The sequence below is a fragment of the Bacteroides ndongoniae genome, from assembly GCF_900108345.1.
In the GTDB taxonomy this organism is placed as follows: Bacteria; Bacteroidota; Bacteroidia; order Bacteroidales; family Bacteroidaceae; genus Bacteroides; species Bacteroides ndongoniae.
Genome location: NZ_FNVV01000013.1, coordinates 1,435,049 through 1,453,630, shown reverse-complemented (window position 1 = coordinate 1,453,630; position 18,582 = coordinate 1,435,049). Strand labels below are relative to the sequence as shown.

Sequence of the window (18,582 nt, the reverse complement as noted above, 5' to 3'; positions counted from 1 at the left end):
TGCCTTTCATTTGGCTTTTATCCGGTAATTTTGCAACGAAAGGAAAAGAGTATGAATCAGACGAATGTAAAGGTTTCGTTCTACCTGAAAAAGAGCGAGGCGGATGCTGACGGGAATTGCCCCGTGATGGCAAAGTTGAACATCGGAAAATATTCCGAAGCGGCATTCAGTGTGAAGATGAAAGTCCCCCAGTCCCGTTGGGCTTCGGGACGCGCGTCCGGCAAGAGTGTGGCGGCAAAGGAAATCAACAACAGTCTGGATGAAATCCGTGCAATGGCATTGAGCATTTATGCGGACTTGTCGGCTGTCCGCGACGGGGTGACAGCCGATGAGGTGAAAAAACTATTGCTCGGAATGGCTTGCGGACAGGAAACGCTCCTGGGCTATTTCAGGCAATTCATCAGTAATTTTGAAAAGCGCGTAGGAGTCAGCCGCACGGAAGGCAGCCTGAGGGCGTACCGTAATGCCTACAACCATATCGAAAGATTCCTGCATTGGCAATACAGGCTGTCTGACATATCGTTTGCCGCATTGGACCGTTCCTTCATCGACAAATACGACTTGTACCTGCGGACAGAGCGCAATCTCGCACCCAGAACCATCATCAACCTGACCGTCCAATTGAAGACTGTCGTGGGCGAAGCCATAGCGGAGGGCATCATCACCACTTATCCGTTTGGCGGATATGAGCCGGTACACCCGAAAGCCGTGCAGAAGTATCTTACGGCAGAGGAACTGCGGCGGATTATGACGACCCCGCTTCATAGAAAGACCCTCTACCATGTACGTGACCTGTTCCTGTTTTCCTGCTACACCGGCATTCCATACGGGGACATGCGCCGGCTGACAAAGGACAACCTTTCATGTGCTGAAGATGGCACATGGTGGATCAAGAGCGCCAGGAAGAAGACCAAGGTGGAATTTGAGATACCCTTATTGGAGTTGCCGCTGCATATCCTGCAAAAGTATCGTGATGCCGCTCCTGGTGACAAGTTGCTGCCGGTGTACTGCAATTCCATGCTGAACCTTTACCTGAAAGAGATTGCCCGGATTTGCCGCATCGACCGTCCGCTCGTATTCCATCAGGCCCGGCATACATACGCTACAGAAATTACGCTCTCCCATGGAGTTCCCCTTGAAACTGTCAGTAGAATGCTCGGCCACAGCCGTATCGAAACCACGCAGATTTATGCGAAAGTGACTGATGACAAGATAAACTCCGATACAAAAGCCTTGAACCGGAAAATATTGGAACGCTTTTCTGTCATCATTTGACGAACCCTTAAAAGCAATGATATGGAAAAGAATACAGGCAATCAGAACACCAAACGCCGCAGCACCTTTGCGGTATTGTTCTATATCAACCGCACCAAGGTGCGCAAGGATGGGATGTGCCAGCTGCTATGCAAGGTCAGCATAGATGCGGAATGGGAACAAATCGGGACGAAAGTTTCTGTCAATCCCGCCATCTGGAATCCGGAAAAGGGACGGGCGGACGGACGGAGCGAGAATGCACTTACCGTGAACCGTGCCATAGACGACCTGACGCATGAGATTTGCGGACATTACGACCGGATAAAGAACAGCCTGGGGTTCATCACGGCGGAACTGGTCAAGAATGCGGTCAAGGGCATCGGACAGAAACCGCTTACCCTGTTGGCCCTCTTCAGGGAGCATAACGAGGAATTCAAGAAGCGTGTCGGGATAGACCGCATACAGGAGACATACGATTCCTACTTGCGTTCCTACAAACACCTTTCGGCATTCATCCGTGAAAAGAAGGGTGTGGAGGACGTGACATTGCGAAGCCTTGACCGGGCGTTCTATGACGATTTCGAGCTGTTCCTGCGCACTGACCACAACTTGAAGCCCAAGAGCGTGCACGAACACCTGTACCGCCTGAAGAAGCTCACGATGCGGGCTGTCAGCCAAGGCACATTGCGCCGCGATCCTTATTGCCGGCTGCATCCCGAACTGCCCAAGAGGAAAAGCCGCCACATGAAACTGGAGGATCTCAAGACATTGATGACCACACCGGTGGAGAAACCGCAGTTGCAGTTCGTAAGGGACATGTTCATATTCTCGACGTTCACCGGACTGGCATATGCGGATTTGAAAAAACTGTCAATCAATGATATTGCCCGGGCAGATGACGGTACATGGTGGATACATCTACACAGGCAGAAGACAGACACGCTTTCGTCTGTCCGCCTGTTGGATATTCCACTCCGGATCATTGAAAAGTACCGCAGCCAAAGAACGGGGGATAAAGTATTCAACGTGTACTCCCGTGGATATTTCATTTTATTGACAAGGGAACTGGGAGAGGTTTACGGCTTTGACTTGACCTTTCATCAGGCCAGGCATAATTTCGGCACTCATATCACCCTCTCGCTCGGCGTACCGATAGAAACAGTCAGCCGCATGATGGGACACACATCCATTTCCACCACGCAGATCTATGCGCAGGTGACAGACACAAAAGTGGATGAAGACATGAAAAGGCTGAGAGCCACCGGATTTTGGGACAAAACAGGCCTTTATGAGGAGGATTTCACTGCCGGGAAAAAGTGGAAAAGGAATTCTGACTCTCAGAAATAAGAAAACGGAGAAACAGCCTGCGATCCGGACAGGTTGTTTCTCCGTTTCTGATTATGAGGAAGGCTATACCCACCTCTGTTCTTCCCGGCACCTCTTGTAGGCATCCTCCAGAAGTTTCTGTATGTCGGATTCCTTGTAGAGCACTTTTCCTTGAAGGAGGTAATATGGAATGACACCGAATGTGCGGTATTCCTGCAAGGTGCGCCGGCTTATCCTGAGTATGCCGGACAGTTCCTCATCCGTCAGGAAGCGTTCTCCCTTGAATATCGGTTTGGGGGTCTTTTCCATGTCGGACAGCATTCTTTCCAGATTTTCCAGCCCTTGAAAAAGGACTTCAATGTGAGGGTCTTTCTTCTCTATGAAATGGTAACTCATGGTTTTCTTTTTATGGGGTGATAACTTGATTCCAACAGGTTCTGCACGTCCTCCGGCTTGTAGAACATCTTGTGTTTGATGCGCGTGAAAGGCAGGAGGCCCTTGTCGCGGTAAACCTGCAATGTCTTCTTCGATATGTGGAGCACGTCGCAGACATCCTGGTTGTCCATCCAGTTCTTCAAGTCTGTGTCCTCCTGTGAATGGCACAGCCGCGCCATCCGTCCTTCAAGTTCGCAGAAACGTGTCCGGAACTCGTCAAAGGTCTTTTTGTCTATACATATTATTTCCATACATCATGTCTGATTAAGATTGAATACCCAATTCCTTTTTGATTCTTGCGGGCAACGCCTTTCCTTTCCGGTTCAGGAACTCCTGCACCTCGGAAGCCTTGTAATAGGTACGCCCGTCAATCATATAGTAGGTCACGAGCTTCTTCTGGCGGTAACGCGCAAGGGTGCGCTTGGTCACGCCGAGCAGCTCGCACATGTCCTGGTTGTCGAGCAGCTTGTCGCCTTCAAGGGCGGCCGTCTGCCGGTTCATACGGCTCAGCCTGTCCTCGATTCTGTCGAAGCGTTCCATAATCTGGTGGAGCATCATCTGGAATGTCTCCCGGTCTATCTGTATCATACTGAATTCTGTTTTTAGTGCGTGAATACTTCGTTTACCGCACTGTTGCGCAACAGGCTTCGGTATAATAAAGGCCAAATCATAGACCAACGCGGCAGTTTATCCTTTCATAAGCAGATAAAATACTGAAAACCATAGAAATAAAAAATCAGCCTCCGTTTCGGAAGGCTGACGGGCATATTGCAAATGCAATCTTTTGCAATGGTCTATTGCAACATCCTGCAATAATTCAGGCGGCACACGCCGTTCCGGAAAGTCTTGGACTTGACAAGCCGCCAGTTGCCCGACGGGAGGTGGGCGGAAACGGATAAAGGGGAAGCGCAGACCGTAGGGATAAGAAAGATTACAAGTTCGTCAATGAGCCGGTATATCGACAGCCCTCTCAAGAGTTCCACGCTTTCCTCATCGTATATTTCCGCATGGAAGACAGTGGAAGACCCGGAAGTGTCTTTCTCGCAAATAAGGTCAACCAGCGGATAACCGGGAAATAAGTGTCTGGTGGAATGTTCCCGCCAGTACGGGAAGCCCATCCTGTCCGATTTTACCCATTCCATCAACGGTTCGCCTTCCGACGGGATGTTCCCGTCCAATGTCATTGCTATCACTGCCTGTAACCTTGCCATAGTCCTACCCTTAATGAGAAATAGCGTGAAATCCACGCATTATCAGGTAGAGGCTCTGGCAAGCCCAAAAACAGATCTGCATGGACTCACGCTATAGGGTATAGCATAAGCCTCACGCAAAAGCCTCTGTTTTTGAAATTTTGCCAGATTTCTACCTGAGACGTCTTGCGACTTATGTATGATAACCGGCAGGACTCCGGTCCTTGCCGTCATCAGTTCAGTATGTTGCGGCCGGAACTTATGCGGCGCACAGTTTTCCGACCTCTGTGCAAAAGTAGGCATTTTCTTTCATTCTGTAATGCCTTTTGCTCCTATATCTTGCGCCCGACAATGAAAAACATGCCGTTCATTTGTCAAGCAGGTAGTATTTTTTCATTTTCCGGTACAGGGTGGACGGGTCGATATGCAGCATCTCCGCCGCCTTCCTGCGGTGTCCTCCGCTTGCCTTTAACGCTTTCAGTATGGATAGTTTCTCTTCCGCTTCCGTTTCCGGGAACAGGTTGATTCCACCGTCCGTGTCGTCCGTCCGGATATTCAGTTCCGCCGCTTCAATCACCGGTTGCCGTGCCATTAGCACCGCCCTCTTGACCTTGTTCTGCAATTCGCGCACGTTTCCCGGCCACCGGTAGGAAAGCATCAGCCGCGCGGCTTCAGGAGTGAACCCTTCCGCTTGTTTCTTGAGTTCCTTGGAAAATTTCTCCCTGAAATGCTCCGCAAGCGGAAGGATGTCTTCCGGGCATTCATGCAGCGACGGCATGACTATCTCAAACTCGCACAGCCTGTGGTACAGGTCCTCACGGAAACGCTTTTCCCTGATGGCCAGCTGCAAATCCTCATTCGTGGCGGCCACTATACGCATGTCGGCCTTCCTTTCCCTGCCGCTGCCGATCGGAAGATAGGTCCCTTCCTGAAGGACACGCAGCAGCATGGCCTGCACTTCCGGAGACAGCGTGCCTATTTCGTCAAGGAACAGTGTGCCGCCCCTGGCCAGGTCGAAATAGCCCTCCTTGTTCCCGTCCGCACCGGTGAAAGTCCCTTTCACATGTCCGAAAAAGAGGGTCGGTGCCAGTTCTTTGGGAATCACGGCGCAGTTGACGGCCACCAACGGCTGTTCACGGCGGTCGCTGGAATAATGGATGCGCTGGGCGACGGATTCCTTCCCGGCTCCGTTCGGCCCGAGGATAAGCACGGATATGTCAAATGGGGCGACAGTCCGCGCAAGATTCTCCACCTCAAGCATCTTCGGGCTGTTCCTGTGGAAAAGGTCCTTGTCCTTGCCATAGACCAGGGCTTTGGGGCGCAGTATGTCCTTGATCAACTCAAGGAGTTCTTCCATCTGCACGGGTTTCGCTAGATAATCTTTTGCGCCGAACTTGATGGCCTTCACCGCGTCAGGCACGGAGGCATAGCCGGTCATGACGATGAAAGGAATATCTATCTTTTCCTTGTGCATCCATTCGAGCAGGGATATGCCGTCTCCTTCCGGAAGACGCACGTCTGCAAGGATCAGTTCAAAGTGTTCCGATTTTATCCGCTTTCTGGCACCCGGTTCGTCTATTGTAGTATGAACCTCGTAGCCGGACTTCTCAAGCCACTTTTTCTGCTGACCGGCCAGCATGATGTTGTCTTCTACGATAAGTATTCTATGCTTCATATATTAATTTCTTTATTGTTCATTTTCCGTTTCCGACAATAACCTTTCGGCTTCAGCAATCAGCCCGCATATACGGGCGATAGTTTCTTCCGTATACCTTTGAATCATATCCTCGTCAGAATCATCATGTAGAACCTCGCTGTACCTTTCAAGTTCATGGGAAATACCCAGCTGTTCCCATACCGGATACATGCGGTGGAGCGTTTCCCTCATCCGCCCTAAATTCATTTCAATGTCCGAAAGGGATTCCTGAAGCTCCGCCTTGTTCTTATGGGACTCTTCAATGAATGTCTCCAGAAGCCATTTCCTGTCCTCAATGTCGGCTGCCAGTGTGGAAAAGTCTGCTGAAAGTGGCTGCGTTGTTTTCTCCTTTCCCATAATGGAAGACATGAATGTCAGCAGTTCGTTTATTGAAAACGGTTTGCGTATGCATCCGGCAAATCCTGCGTCCGTATAGCGGCATCCGTCCCCGTCATTCCGGGCTGTCATTGCCGCGACCGGGACGGTCCTTGAATCACCTATATTGGAGTGCCGCAACAGGTATAGCAGGTCGAAGCCTCCAGTACCACGCATCTGTATGTCTGTCAGAATGATGTCATAATGTGTCCGGCGAAGTTCATTCACCACGGCCTGGGCACTCTGGCATTTGCAGCAGAACACGCCGTTTCTTTCCAGCATTTCCCCGATGATGCACAACTGTATCGGGTCGTCATCGACGACAAGAACTTTTCGTGGAAGAGCAAGCCTGCCTTCTGTTGGAACAGCGGTGGCTTTCACCGGCTCGTCCGTCCTGGGGAGAGGAATCCGTATTTCGAAGGAGGTACCTTCTCCCAAACGACTGGATACGGAAATTTCTCCTTTGAGCAGGCTGACAAGTCCCTTAGTTATCGCTAGACCAAGTCCGAACCCTTCGGCATCCATTTCCGGTGCCGCGCGTTCAAAAGGCCGAAATATCCGTTCCATGGATTTTTCATCCATGCCTATGCCCGTGTCCTGTATCCTGACAGTCAACATATCTTTTTCATACGATGCGAAAAAGTTGATTGAGCCGGATCTTGTGAACTTGATTGCGTTTGACAGCAGGTTGTCAATGACCTGTTCCATCCGGTCGGCATCACCGGAAACCGTGATGTCCGGAACATTTATATTCTTGGAAAAGAGCAGCCCCTTGTCATTGGCAGGCCGCGTATATTCTTCCGCTATGCTTTCGAGGAAGGAATCGAGACGGAAAGGAACAGGATTCAAGATTTCCTTGGCCTCGTCAAGACGTGACAGATCAAGCAGGCTGTTGGCAAGCCGGAGGATATGCCGTGATGACTCAAGGATGTTCTCAATGTGTGCATTGCGCCGCTTCCTGTCCTTTGTATCCAAAGCCAGTTCCGCACTGCCGCTGATGGCGTTCAAAGGACCACGTATGTCATGCGAGAGTGTCACTATGATTTTCTTGCGTATGTCGGACAGACTGCGGTTCTGAGCCAGAGTATCCTCCAGACTATTCCTATCATGTTCCCGACGCCGGAGATCGCGCATGATGATAAGGTGCGAAATGATGAGCAGGAGTATGGCCGCTCCTACGAGTCCGGCTATGAGACGGAAGGAATGTCTTTGCGCCTCGGCGAGTTTCTGTTCCCGATATTGGAAAGAGGTCTGTGCTTGCCCGTCAAGTTGGGTAATGAATGAGGTGAGCCTTGTGTTCAGTTCCTGATTGTAGAACCGAAGACTGTCGGTGTAGGTGTCGAGATCGCGGATGCGCTTCTCTTGCAGGGATATAAGCCGTTCGTTCAGAGAATGAAGAGGTGCGGCGGGAACCGGAATTGTCACCGTATCCTTTTTGCCGAACCATCCGGCTATGCCTTTCTTTCTCCTGATTTCTGTCCTGGTATGGGTGGCCTGTGAGGTCACTTTCGGCAGCTGCTCCGCTATGAGGCTGTCGGCTATTTCCTGCCGATGGAACGCTTTCATGATGCGGTATAGGTGATGTTCTTTGTCGGAGAGCAGCATCCGCAGGGTGTCCACCTGTTCCGGCAGGACAAATCCGGTACAGTTCTGTTTCAGGTCTGCTAACAAGGTATCGACCGACATGCGTTTCTTGTGATACTGATGGTACTCCGTGGTGTCCCATGCCATGACCGACTCTCCGAGGGTTGCAAGCTCCGTGATACGGCGGTGTACGGCGTTAATGTCCCGGCGGACAGACCGTATCTCCGCACTCTCTTCCTCGATTTCCCTTATCCGGGCACGGTCAAAGAGCAATATGGCAGTCATGCTGCCGATGACTGCCATAAGGATGACATAGCCGAAAAGTATCTTATGCTGTATATTCATAAATATGAGCTAATAATTATCATGTCCCGTTTTCTTCCCTGTGTATGGAGGCATGTAACAATACTAAACTCAACATTTGTTGCTGGTTCTCTACTAATGTTATCGCACACCTTCTTACCACATTCGCAATGGAACCACCGGAGATTTCGGTCTGGGCGGCGGTAGCGATGAGTTCTTCCGCATCATCGCCGAGCCATTCTTTAGGAAGCATACTGCGCCATAGGGCGGCGCGGAGTTCTTCGTCAGGCATCGGGAAGTAGATGATGGACTGGAAGCGGCGGGAGAAGGCTTCGTCGATGTTTGACTTCAGGTTTGTGGCAAGGATGACTGTGCCGGGGAAGTCCTCAATACGCTGAAGCAGGTAGGCGACTTCTTGGTTGGCATGACGGTCGTTGGAGGTGTTGGTCGAGGTGCGCTTGCCGAAAAGGGCGTCCGCCTCGTCGAAGAACAGAATCCAGTTGCGGTTCTCTGCCATGTCGAAGACTTTGGCCAGGTTCTTCTCCGTCTCACCGATGTATTTGGACACAATCATTGAAAGGTCCACACGGTAGACATCCATGTTGTTTTTTTTGCCGAGCAGGGTGGCGGCAAGGGTCTTTCCGGTTCCGGGCGGGCCGTAAAACAAGGCTCGGTAGCCCGGTTTAAGGAAGCGTTTCAGTCCCCAGCCTTCCATGATAGTGTGCTGATGTTCAATCCATGTATTGATCTCTTCAAGGGCTTCCAATGTATTGTAGTCCAGTATCATGTCCTCCCATTCCAGTTCCGTGGTGATGCGTTTGGCCGGAAATCCGATATTGTAGTCCGGCTTGTACTCCCTGTCGAGCAGGACATGGCTCAGAAACTCCTCGGAAGGACGGAGCTGGCCGCTCAGGAACGGCTCGCCTTCGCCAGCACCCTCCAGCCGCAGGATGTTCTTCGTATAGAACCAGTAATCCTTTTGGAACATTCTGATGACAGTTTTCTTCTTCTCCATATCCTCACCGGCAATGATGAACGAGGCGGTCTCACCCGTAGGCAGGAATCCGCCATGAGACAGCCCTTTCCAACCGCCGAACTCGGTGTACTGGCGGTCGAAGTTCTTGTTCTGGACGAAGAAGATGTCAAGGGCCTGCGGACATGTATGCGGCATCAGGGCCAACATGATTATCACACGGTCATTGAATGAAATGTCCTGCTGACCTGTCATCTCTTCCAGCCATCCGTCATCAGGGGGCACGATTTCCTCAATGGAAGAGTATTCGCACCCCTGCTGAAAATACAGCTGTATGGCTGTGGTCAGCATCCGGTTGAACCAGTCGATAGAGAGTTTCATTTAAATTCCTTTATTTTAAAGATAAGATGGATCTTTAGTTCGTTTACATTATTTTTTCAAAAACAATTTTTCTATTGCTGTATTTATTCCAATTTCCAAATTGTTTTTTGCAATTATTTTTTTGTTTTTTAGAATGACCTCTTCGCCTTTCTTGTTGTTTATTGTAAACATCTTTTTAAAATAACTATTATTTATTATATCAGTTATTATATCTTCTTTGTTATTTTCCAATAATTTATAAGCATAAATTCTATATTTCTTCTTATTAATACCTCTAAAATAGGATCCTGAATCAATAGGAATGGCCTTACCTGTATCAATATTAATGAATAAATTTTCTTCATTCATAGACCATGGCATCCATTTTCCATCACCAGGATCGTCATATTCTGAATTGCCAAGTTGATTCTTATATTTTTCCAATCCAAATCGATCATAATTTCTCATATACAAATCAAGAACTAAAATCTTTCCAATATTCTGGAATATGTTTTGTACACTTTTATCTTTGGGAATTTTATCTAATGAAATATTTGTAAGTTCTTGCCCATTAATTTTTTTCATCAACAATGCTGTATCTATTCCACTTATTTTCTCCCCATTTCTCCATCTATACCTAACATCCTTCAATGCGACTTCAACTGTTTCTTTCCACAAGCGAGATTTACTAGTAATAATTTGGGAATCAGGCGTTATCAATCCTAATCCTCTTGCCTTTTTATCATAAATTTCAGCACTTGAGTTATATCCACTTAATTTGATAACATATTTATCGCCTATAAGAGCTCCGTCATCTCCGTTGCTAGACCATTGATATTTACATTGAATTGGTTTTTTTTGAGAAAAGATATCCCATATAGAAATAGTTTGATGACAAGGAGAATTCTTTTTTTGTTGAAAAATAACTCTCGAAGCTACATGTTTTTTTTCACTATACTCTTTCATTGTAATAACTGTTCGCCTTTGCACCCATCACATCGGCCTCATGTTCAAGGTCTACATTGTCATTCACGGGCAGTCCACCCACTTCGGTGGTCGGTTCGACACGGCCTGCCATCTGCTGTGCCACATGCCATGCCTCGTGGGGCAGGTACTGTTCCTGTCCGGGAGCGACATGGATGTCGGTTCCCTGCGTGTAGGCCAAAGCCTGCACGGTTGCCGGTTTGTCGGAGTTGTAATGCACACGCACATCGTCCATTGAGAAGCCGGAGAGGTCTTCTATCCCGGCTTTCAAGTTGTCGGGCATCCCCGTCTCGTTCTTCTTCTGTACAGGCTGCTCGAACTTACCCTGCAGGGCTTCATCGTCTTCCTCACGCTGGACGGTCTGTGCGAATTTTCCCTGTAATGTCTCATCATCCTCGTCACCGAGCCGCTGTATGGGCTGCTCAAACTTGCCTTGCAGGAGTTCTTCGTCATCCTCCTGCCGTTGTAGCGTATTCTTGAACTTGCCCTGCAATGTCTCGTCCTCGTCTTCGAGCCGCTGCACAGGCTCTGCCACCGCCTGAAGGATTCCACCCTGACGGTTGTCAGCAAACTCCAGTGCGCCTTCACCGCCACGCTTCTGCTGGATGGTGCGCGGTACCTTGTTCTGGTATGTCTTTTCTGCTTCCATATCGGTATATGTTTAATTGTTATAATTCTCAAAATCAAATTCTTCCTTGTCACGCCAGACGACATTGATCTTCTTTTTCAGCCACGGCAGCCGTATGGTCCGGTATGACCACGGCAGGGAGTCCAGCAGGATGTCGTATGAGCGTTCCTCGACATACAGTACCCATTTGTCCTCGCGCTGCTCCAGTTTCCCTGGACGCTCGATGAAACTTTTCTGGAAACCTTTCACCGATGTGCCTTTCATCTTGTCCCAGTTGGCCTTCACTCCGGAGAGCATGGACTCTGCGGTCCTAATTTCATTGTCGGTCAGTTCCAATGTCCTGGGCAGCGGTACATGGAAAGGACATCCGGTCAGTATACGGTTCAATGCCAGTTCCTGCTCCCTGTATTCCCTTTTCTCGTCCGTAACCAGCCGCTGCAGGATGAATATCGCCCTTATCCTGGCTGCTGTATCTCTCAGGTCTTTCTTCCCGTCGGTATTTGCCTCCAGCAGGCCGAGCATATCAAACAGGCGGGTGAACCATACAGCCAACAGGCACAGTCCGACATTCGGAATCTCGATGTATTCCGGCAGGACGGCATCCTCCATAATCCGTTCTTTATCCTCTATATGCAGTTCCATTTCGGTTTCTTTGGCAACGGTGTCCTGCACGGATTTTCTGTCTTCATTATAAGGAATTATCTCAGGTATTTCAGACGTTTCAGTCCGTTTTTGAACCAGTATGGAACTCTTTTCTTGGCCCTGAACTTCTGACACAACATTCCCTGTTTCCTCAATGTTTCCCCGTTCCGTATTATCCCTGCCTGCCGATATGTGAGGCTCCAATGCTGAAATATAGTCCCGGACAACAGCCTGCGGTTCTAAATAATGTACATTATCCGAAGGATGGGATGCGAGGAAGATTACCAATGCTTCCGCAGATGCGGAATCGGTGATATTGTATTTTCCCGATACGGCGGTGATTGTCTGTCGCAAAGTCTCACCCAAAGTCAGGGAGATGCCCGAAATCATTTCCAATAATGTGTCCCTGTCAAGCCACGATGCCCACTTCGTCGGAATAATTGCCCTTGTAGCGGAAGTTCCCGATGAGTAGAGGATAAGCCTCCAGAGCAAGTCCGGCTGCCAGCGGGCATAGTGTCGAAGCAGTTGCGATTTTGCAGTATCGCTGACAGACGAAGATATCAGCCATTCCGACATCCTGTCAAGAGTCTCCGGCATCTGTCCATCTGCCGGAGAAGCTGGCGGCATACCTTCTGTTTCTGACGATGATGATTCGGCAGGAACGGTCCCGGAAGGCACAATGTCAGAGACAATCTTCAATCCGGCGGACTCCCATTCCTGATGTTCCGAAGCTGTATAGTCCTTGCTGCCGGTAATTGCAAAATGCAGGGTATCCATGAACATCCAGACAATACTTTCAGTATTAATGGAATCCGTATTGTGCTCTTCTGCAAGCATCATCAGTATTGCCTTTGCAATGGCCTTGTCATACTCTGTTCCGCTGGCACCTTTGAATATGACATCACCTGCACCGGTATCCTGCAAACGCATGACAATCCTCTCTGTCACTGAGGACAATCTGCTGTCAATACTGCCTGCAAGTTCCAGTAGTATATGGATATCCGATATTTCCGACCACAAGGCAAGCAAGCTGCTGTCGGAAATGATGCTCTCCCGTACAAGTTCTGCTGCCTTGTCCGGCCTCGCAGACATGAAACGACGGAGTAATTCCCGCTTCTGTGATATAGGGAAAGCATCGTCTCGAAGCCATTCTGCGATTTCGGCAGGATTATCAAGAAAGCGTTCAATTGGAGACTGGCCATCATGAACCCGAATATATTTCCTGATTTCGGACAACAGGGACAGAAGCGAGCCATTTTCAGCGTCAGTGGCAGCAACCCAGTATTCCCCGCCTGATGCCGGACTTTCCGATACCGATGGATATGGTTTCAGGACCAATTTATGGAAAAGGTACTCCAATGCAGCATCAGTATGGCCGTTGCCGACTGTATCGGTAAGCAGGCGGACAATATCCTCCATGCCGTTATCATCAACTGCCGGCAACATGGCTTTCCTTTTTGATACCAGCGATACGAGCAATGATAGCCATATCTCTTTTGCCGGGCGGGAAACGACACCTGCCAGGGTCTCCATATTGTCGGCAATCAGACTGACGGCCAAGGAAATGTAATATCCTGTACCATAGTAGCCGTATGCGGAGCCAGTCAGTCTTGATGCAATCTGTCTGAGCTGCGAACTTTCAAGAATATCTATCGCTTCCTCCAATATCCGTTCAGAATACAGGGCCGATACCAGTCCGATTTCATCACCATTCCATGTGTCGAACCATTGAAGCAGGAGCAGTCTTTTTCCGGAGTCTGGAATGCTTCTGTCAAGCAGCAACGCTTTAAGTGATGCGGGCGTTTCGGATGCCGCAGTTCCTTTGTCAGGATGCAGCGGACGATAGTACTGATCCGGAACACTGTCCGATACATTCAGTCCAGGTATTGCATTTTTGACGGCATCGAGAAATTCCCGTATCGGTTCCGGAACGGTACTGTCCTCTGAAGATGCCGCTCCTCCGACTTCTTTGAACAGCCGTTCAGTAATGCGCATGATTATTTCCCCGGCAGTACCCGATGTGGAAAGCGAACCGTCGGCTATACCTTCCAGAATCGTAAGATATACCATCTGTCCGAATCGGGATCTGTCGGTTTCTTTCAGCCATGAGACATGGGTGACAATATTGTCTGCCTGACCTGAAATGACGGATATAACTTCAGCCAGCTGCAGGGAAATCCTGCCAGCCAGCATGGATAATGACCTGCCATTCGAAAGGGATGCCAGCACAGAAATATTCCGCTTTTCCTGTCCTGCCTTCAGCCACCGTACCAACTCGTCCGGATTTTCCCTGACAAGGCGGTTTATGAGGCGTTTTTTAACGACAGGAGGAATATTATTGTCCTCTAACCATTGCCCGAAACTTTCCGTATACTTTATAAACTGGTCTAATGCTTCTGATCCTATATTCTCCGTTTTAGCATGGTTATAAGATATATTATCTCGCTCCACACGGAATGTGCGTGTAGTCTTCTCGTCTTCTGTCAATTCTTTCCGAATGGCAGATATATCATCCTTGTTAGGAGTGAATGCCCGGTCTGTGTTTACTGCATTCGCTTTTATCAGCGAGAGCTGCATCAGCGTATAGTAAAGTTCCCAGGCATAGCTGTCCCCGCCGGCAGGGGAGCCGTCCGGATTGAGAGGCTGGTTGTGGTAGATGATGTCAAGTACGGCGGTATAATGTTCAGCTCCGAACACCGCCATGAGGAACTGCACGGTCAGTTCAGCCTTGGAAAGGTATGACGGATAGGTGCGGCCGTGTATGAATGACAGCAGGCTGCGGTTCAGATGCAGGCGGAAATGCTGCTTGTCCCCAAACATCGGCACTCCGTTGAAAGGATAATACTCCAGCAGCCAGCTGTAGAGCCTGTACCAGTATTCCGGAAGGTCAATCTCCGCATGACTTTCCGTCTCCGCCTCCATGATGCCCCTGACCTGTGGGGACTCTATCAGCCCGGCCATGCCGTCAAGGATTCCTGATTTGCCTGTCTCATGTATGAGCTTGATGACCGTTTGCGGAGAATGCTCCAACGTGGCGGCTATGTGGCGCCGCTTCTCATATTCCCCGATGGCATCGGAGGAAATCACGGCCCGCAGGATATCCATACCGAAATCCGAATCTCCGGAGTGCATCGACAACCTGACGGCAGCATGTGGTCTGGACACAATCAGAGCGGCAATCCGTCCGGCATAATCCCTGCCCTTGAAGAAGTCCGCTTCCTTGGCCGGATCAAAATCACAGCCGCTCCACTCCGGCAGACAGAAGCCGTACTCCAGATAATGCAGGAAATTCTCAAATCGCTTTTCTGTCGCTGAGGCAGACGGACCGGTCTGATAACCGCTTACCCCTTCCAGATATTGTCGGGTAGATGACTCTCTGGCGGTAATTCCTCGTACTAGTGGAATGAAATTCCTCTCCAACGCCTCACGCAGCCTTGCCGGGAACTCGTTCATGAAATCCTCCTGCGGGATGTCACCGAGGTTAAGGTCGAGGCTGTCTATCTCGATGTAGGAGTCCTTGGTGTCATACGGGGAGAAGAAATCCTCCATCACATCTGTGACACAGCGGCGGCAGAATCCGTCCCAGTCCGCATAGAGGTCTCTGGCGAACTGCTCGTCCGTCATCCGGAAGCTGAACGATATCCTGTCAATCACTGTCATCGGCGTATGGTGTTACATTGTCAAACTATAATCCATCAAGTCGCGGTACCTGAACTGTCACCGGTGCCTGCTTCAGAGGCACGTGCGGCATCAATCACATCCGTCATGTCCTTCTGCAGTCCGGCACGCATCTCCTCCGGCAGACGTCCTGCCAGACAGTCGCGCCACTTGCGGTAGCATTCCTCGAACCTCTGCATCCGGGAGGCATTGAGCCAGCAGGTCTCCATTTTCAAATGTGCCGGAATCACCGACCTTGCCAGCTGTGTGCAGGCATCCCTGAAACGGGGCGAGTGCGTGCGGGCCGTCCATCCGGAGAATACCAGCAGGACGGAGAGCCGCTCCGCAGGCTTGAAGAGGCTCTTCTCCACCACATACACCGCCTCACACTGGCGGTTCAGCCCGCGCAGATAACGGCACAGGGTATTGGCCCAGCCGCGCAGACGCTCCTTATCGTCCGACCTCCCGAGATTCATCCTCAGCCGTTCCTCCCGTCCGCGGAACGCCAGTATCCACTCGCTGCCGTCCGGCACGAGGTTGTAGTTGTCCAGCCGGATGCCCTCCCGGAAAAGAGAACCGCTGATCCAGTTGGAGTTGAATATCGGCAGGCTGCGCCTCAGATCCTCGTCACGTCTCAGCCGTTCCTCCTCTGTCCCCGGCGGGTCGTCCGGCTCGATGGCCTCCACCATGTCGTCATCGAACAGGGAGTCGTCTATCATGGCGGAGTTCATCAGCTCGCGCACACGGTGCCCTTTCTCCCCGTCACCCATCAGTATCAGGTTGTGTCCCGGAAGGATGTTGCCCACAGATACCTCCTCGTCGCAGTTGAAGCCCAGATGCAAAGAAAGATGGCGTTTCACCGCAGGTATGTTCTCTCCTCCGTATGTTCCGGTAATATCCACTCCGCGCGAGCGGTAGCGGACCAGTCTCGGAAGTTCCCTCAGGAAAGCCATCCTGCGTTTCAGACGGTCATCCTCCGACCGGCTGTAGTAGTCGAATTCCCGTAGCCATAGCGGATTGCTGTCTGTCCCGTACAGGCCGTCAAGGAAGTCCATGTATCTGTCTTTCAATGCCGAGACATTCCTCTGTCTGTCCCTGCGCTTGCGCATGTCCAGAGTCCCTTCCGGCAGGGTCGGTATTCGGGAAGGCGAATCCTCCTCTTCGATCGACAGCAGGCTTTTCAACCCGGCCAGCTCGCCCATGCCCCTTTCCATCAGCAGGTCGAACAGCCGGAGGTAACTTCCGAAATTCACCGCTTCGGCTATCTTAGAGGCAGGCGTGCCGCTGACAAAATCCTTGTCGGATGTACGGTAGCACTCCGGCAGTTCACCGGCTACGGGATAATGTCCGTAGACATCCCTGTAACGGGCCTTGCGGCGCATTTCCTGTACCGAGGTGTCCCCATGTACATCCGTCATGCCCCGTCCGTGCTCCTGCATCAAGTGACGCATCCTCAAAGTAGAGCGCAGGAAGTACTTGGCTTTCAGTCTCTCCTTGAACTCGTCCACATCAGCATACACCCGCTCTCCTCTGACCGTCACCACCATGTCCGACAGGCTGTCGGGTATCCGGAGCATATATCCGTCCTTAAAATCCGTCACCGCACGCCCTTCCGTGTCCCTGAACCAGCATGTCTTGAAGCCTCTGACACCCTCTATCCCATTCAGCCGCCAGAACAGTTCCCTCTCGGTATTCCTCTGAAGCGGTATCACAGCACGCACGTCCTTCACCGGGCCATCATACCAGGAACTGAGGTCCGGTCCTTGCTCCGGATTCCCGGAATCGCTGACTTCCAGCTGTACCGAGCCGGACAGATACTGCATCGCTGTCCAGTATATCTGTACCAGTATCTCCGTGGCATTGCAGCCCGGCAGTATTTCCAGTTCGGCTTCCAGTGTCAGTTTCTCCGGCTGCCCGATCGTTACCCCGCCTATGGTCTCACACAGGTTGCGGTGGCGGTTCAGGAAACTGCGCACACGACCGATAACTCCAGCCTCGTCAGTAAAGAAAGGCGACAGCCTGAGAATGAAACTGTACGAGCAGTTGCCAAGGTCGGGGATTATATCCACATTCTGGACCATAGGGAACCGGGCGAGGATAAGCCTTCGGTAGTCATCCGGTGTCACCGGAGCGGACGGATAGACTTCGGATGCGGGGAAAAGCCCGTATCCGCACACCGACCATGTACCATCGGCGTCCGTCAGGTAGTCCTCCATGCAGAATCCTAACTTGTAGTCGGTCTCCGTTAGGGCATAGTTCACTGCATCTGCCACGGTCACACCCGGGTCATGCGGGTTGTAGTCCGTCCACACCTCTCCGGCAAGACGCTGCAGTTCGGCGAGTGTCCTGCGCTGGAGGACGGTATAGAGATCGTCCCCTTCCGGTCGTGTTATGTATAACGGTCTGTCTGCCATTTTCTTCGGTTTTCAGTACGACAATCACATATCCCACACGGTCTCTATCCGGCAGGAGATGAACTCCGCCCCGCGCCTTGTCCTGCGGCTGCACATCTGGAGGTACAGATGTCCGTCATGCAGCTGCCAGCGCAATTTTATCTTCCCGCTCCAGCCCCACCAGTGCTTCCGTGCCGACTCGATCCTGCGGCGGCTTCCGTCCGAATGGGAGGCCACGGCCTCGCATACGGAGTATCTTCCGCTGCGCGGATGGTGCCAGCAGGCGCAGATGCGGTACACTCGGCATCCGTCGCTGCCCCTCCCGCTGTCTGCATACTCTACGGGCAGGTCGTGCCAGTGCCCGTCGGCATTGATCCTGAACATGCCGTCATCCTCCGGAGAGGTTTCCTCTTCCTTGTCGGACAGGTACCGTCCGGCCTTCATCTCTCCCGGGACGGTCACGCTATCGTCCTGCCCGAGAATTAGGACGGCATCTCCCTTGCCGTTCAGTATCTCAAGTGTCCCGCCTTCCCCTGTGACAATGCGCCATAGGGGAGCGGCATCGGGAGATTCGGGCTTTTTCGCATACACCGTCGCTACCGTCTTCCCTCCCTGGGATGGGAAGAGGATGAGACCATCACTTCCGGTCACTTTCAGGCAGCCGTCTTCACGGATGTTGTGCAGTGAGTCTATCAGGGCGGCGAACTGCTCCTCGGTGGGTATCCTGCCCTTCTTGAAATATGACTTCAGGGTCTGTCTGTCTATGTGGCTGTTGTCCATAT

14 protein-coding genes are annotated in these 18,582 nt (G+C 51.0%); 2 read left to right on the top strand and 12 right to left on the bottom strand.

What is annotated here, in order from left to right; genetic code table 11:
- The first annotated feature begins 51 nt into the window (after positions 1–51).
- Complete coding sequence (locus BQ5591_RS10600; protein ID WP_071149274.1) at positions 52–1,275, top strand: site-specific integrase; 1,224 nt, start codon at positions 52–54, stop codon at positions 1,273–1,275.
- Between the two features lie 21 nt (positions 1,276–1,296).
- Complete coding sequence (locus BQ5591_RS10595) at positions 1,297–2,601, top strand: site-specific integrase (protein WP_071149273.1); 1,305 nt, start codon at positions 1,297–1,299, stop codon at positions 2,599–2,601.
- Between the two features lie 63 nt (positions 2,602–2,664).
- Here BQ5591_RS10595 and BQ5591_RS10590 read toward each other — a convergent pair whose 3' ends face one another.
- From BQ5591_RS10590 to BQ5591_RS10535, 12 genes are all read right to left on the bottom strand, one after another.
- Positions 2,665–2,976, bottom strand: coding sequence for a helix-turn-helix domain-containing protein (locus tag BQ5591_RS10590; RefSeq protein WP_071149272.1), 312 nt, complete (start codon positions 2,974–2,976; stop codon positions 2,665–2,667).
- The gene (locus BQ5591_RS10585) at positions 2,973–3,266 is read right to left on the bottom strand and encodes a helix-turn-helix domain-containing protein (RefSeq protein ID WP_071149271.1); all 294 of its coding nucleotides are present in this window, start codon (positions 3,264–3,266) and stop codon (positions 2,973–2,975) included. Before BQ5591_RS10585 ends, BQ5591_RS10590 begins: the two co-directional genes overlap by 4 nt.
- Positions 3,267–3,279: 13 nt before the next feature.
- Positions 3,280–3,603 (bottom strand): helix-turn-helix domain-containing protein, encoded by a 324-nt coding sequence (locus tag BQ5591_RS10580; protein ID WP_071149270.1) that lies wholly within the window; start codon positions 3,601–3,603, stop codon positions 3,280–3,282.
- A gap of 206 nt (positions 3,604–3,809) precedes the next feature.
- A complete protein-coding gene (locus BQ5591_RS10575) occupies positions 3,810–4,226 on the bottom strand; it encodes a hypothetical protein (RefSeq protein WP_071149430.1) in 417 nt (138 codons plus the stop codon).
- A gap of 346 nt (positions 4,227–4,572) precedes the next feature.
- The gene (locus BQ5591_RS10570; protein ID WP_071149269.1) at positions 4,573–5,880 is read right to left on the bottom strand and encodes a sigma-54-dependent transcriptional regulator; all 1,308 of its coding nucleotides are present in this window, start codon (positions 5,878–5,880) and stop codon (positions 4,573–4,575) included.
- 12 nt (positions 5,881–5,892) lie between these two features.
- The gene (locus tag BQ5591_RS10565; RefSeq protein WP_235817068.1) at positions 5,893–8,205 is read right to left on the bottom strand and encodes a hybrid sensor histidine kinase/response regulator; all 2,313 of its coding nucleotides are present in this window, start codon (positions 8,203–8,205) and stop codon (positions 5,893–5,895) included.
- Positions 8,206–8,224: 19 nt separating this feature from the next.
- Positions 8,225–9,517 (bottom strand): ATP-binding protein, encoded by a 1,293-nt coding sequence (locus BQ5591_RS10560; protein WP_071149268.1) that lies wholly within the window; start codon positions 9,515–9,517, stop codon positions 8,225–8,227.
- A gap of 48 nt (positions 9,518–9,565) precedes the next feature.
- On the bottom strand, positions 9,566–10,462 hold the full coding sequence (locus BQ5591_RS10555; RefSeq protein ID WP_071149267.1) for a protein kinase family protein: 897 nt from the start codon (positions 10,460–10,462) through the stop codon (positions 9,566–9,568).
- Positions 10,449–11,129: an eCIS core domain-containing protein gene (locus tag BQ5591_RS10550; protein WP_071149266.1), complete on the bottom strand. Its 681-nt coding sequence runs from the start codon at positions 11,127–11,129 to the stop codon at positions 10,449–10,451. Before BQ5591_RS10550 ends, BQ5591_RS10555 begins: the two co-directional genes overlap by 14 nt.
- Before the next feature lie 12 nt (positions 11,130–11,141).
- Positions 11,142–15,410: a contractile injection system tape measure protein gene (locus BQ5591_RS10545; RefSeq protein ID WP_071149265.1), complete on the bottom strand. Its 4,269-nt coding sequence runs from the start codon at positions 15,408–15,410 to the stop codon at positions 11,142–11,144.
- A 35-nt stretch (positions 15,411–15,445) separates the two neighbouring features.
- Positions 15,446–17,821 (bottom strand): hypothetical protein, encoded by a 2,376-nt coding sequence (locus BQ5591_RS10540; protein ID WP_071149264.1) that lies wholly within the window; start codon positions 17,819–17,821, stop codon positions 15,446–15,448.
- Between the two features lie 24 nt (positions 17,822–17,845).
- A complete protein-coding gene (locus BQ5591_RS10535; protein WP_071149263.1) occupies positions 17,846–18,580 on the bottom strand; it encodes a hypothetical protein in 735 nt (244 codons plus the stop codon).
- Between the last annotated feature and the right edge of the window lie 2 nt (positions 18,581–18,582).

What these genes read in the sequence shown, in the direction of transcription:
- BQ5591_RS10600 (WP_071149274.1), top strand. Translation starts at nt 52, where the DNA reads ATGAATCAGACGAATGTAAAGGTTTCGTTCTACCTGAAAAAGAGCGAG.
- BQ5591_RS10595 (WP_071149273.1), top strand. Translation starts at nt 1,297, where the DNA reads ATGGAAAAGAATACAGGCAATCAGAACACCAAACGCCGCAGCACCTTT.
- BQ5591_RS10590 (WP_071149272.1), bottom strand. Translation starts at nt 2,976, where the DNA reads ATGAGTTACCATTTCATAGAGAAGAAAGACCCTCACATTGAAGTCCTT.
- BQ5591_RS10585 (WP_071149271.1), bottom strand. Translation starts at nt 3,266, where the DNA reads ATGGAAATAATATGTATAGACAAAAAGACCTTTGACGAGTTCCGGACA.
- BQ5591_RS10580 (WP_071149270.1), bottom strand. Translation starts at nt 3,603, where the DNA reads ATGATACAGATAGACCGGGAGACATTCCAGATGATGCTCCACCAGATT.
- BQ5591_RS10575 (WP_071149430.1), bottom strand. Translation starts at nt 4,226, where the DNA reads ATGGCAAGGTTACAGGCAGTGATAGCAATGACATTGGACGGGAACATC.
- BQ5591_RS10570 (WP_071149269.1), bottom strand. Translation starts at nt 5,880, where the DNA reads ATGAAGCATAGAATACTTATCGTAGAAGACAACATCATGCTGGCCGGT.
- BQ5591_RS10565 (WP_235817068.1), bottom strand. Translation starts at nt 8,205, where the DNA reads ATGAATATACAGCATAAGATACTTTTCGGCTATGTCATCCTTATGGCA.
- BQ5591_RS10560 (WP_071149268.1), bottom strand. Translation starts at nt 9,517, where the DNA reads ATGAAACTCTCTATCGACTGGTTCAACCGGATGCTGACCACAGCCATA.
- BQ5591_RS10555 (WP_071149267.1), bottom strand. Translation starts at nt 10,462, where the DNA reads ATGAAAGAGTATAGTGAAAAAAAACATGTAGCTTCGAGAGTTATTTTT.
- BQ5591_RS10550 (WP_071149266.1), bottom strand. Translation starts at nt 11,129, where the DNA reads ATGGAAGCAGAAAAGACATACCAGAACAAGGTACCGCGCACCATCCAG.
- BQ5591_RS10545 (WP_071149265.1), bottom strand. Translation starts at nt 15,410, where the DNA reads ATGACAGTGATTGACAGGATATCGTTCAGCTTCCGGATGACGGACGAG.
- BQ5591_RS10540 (WP_071149264.1), bottom strand. Translation starts at nt 17,821, where the DNA reads ATGGCAGACAGACCGTTATACATAACACGACCGGAAGGGGACGATCTC.
- BQ5591_RS10535 (WP_071149263.1), bottom strand. Translation starts at nt 18,580, where the DNA reads ATGGACAACAGCCACATAGACAGACAGACCCTGAAGTCATATTTCAAG.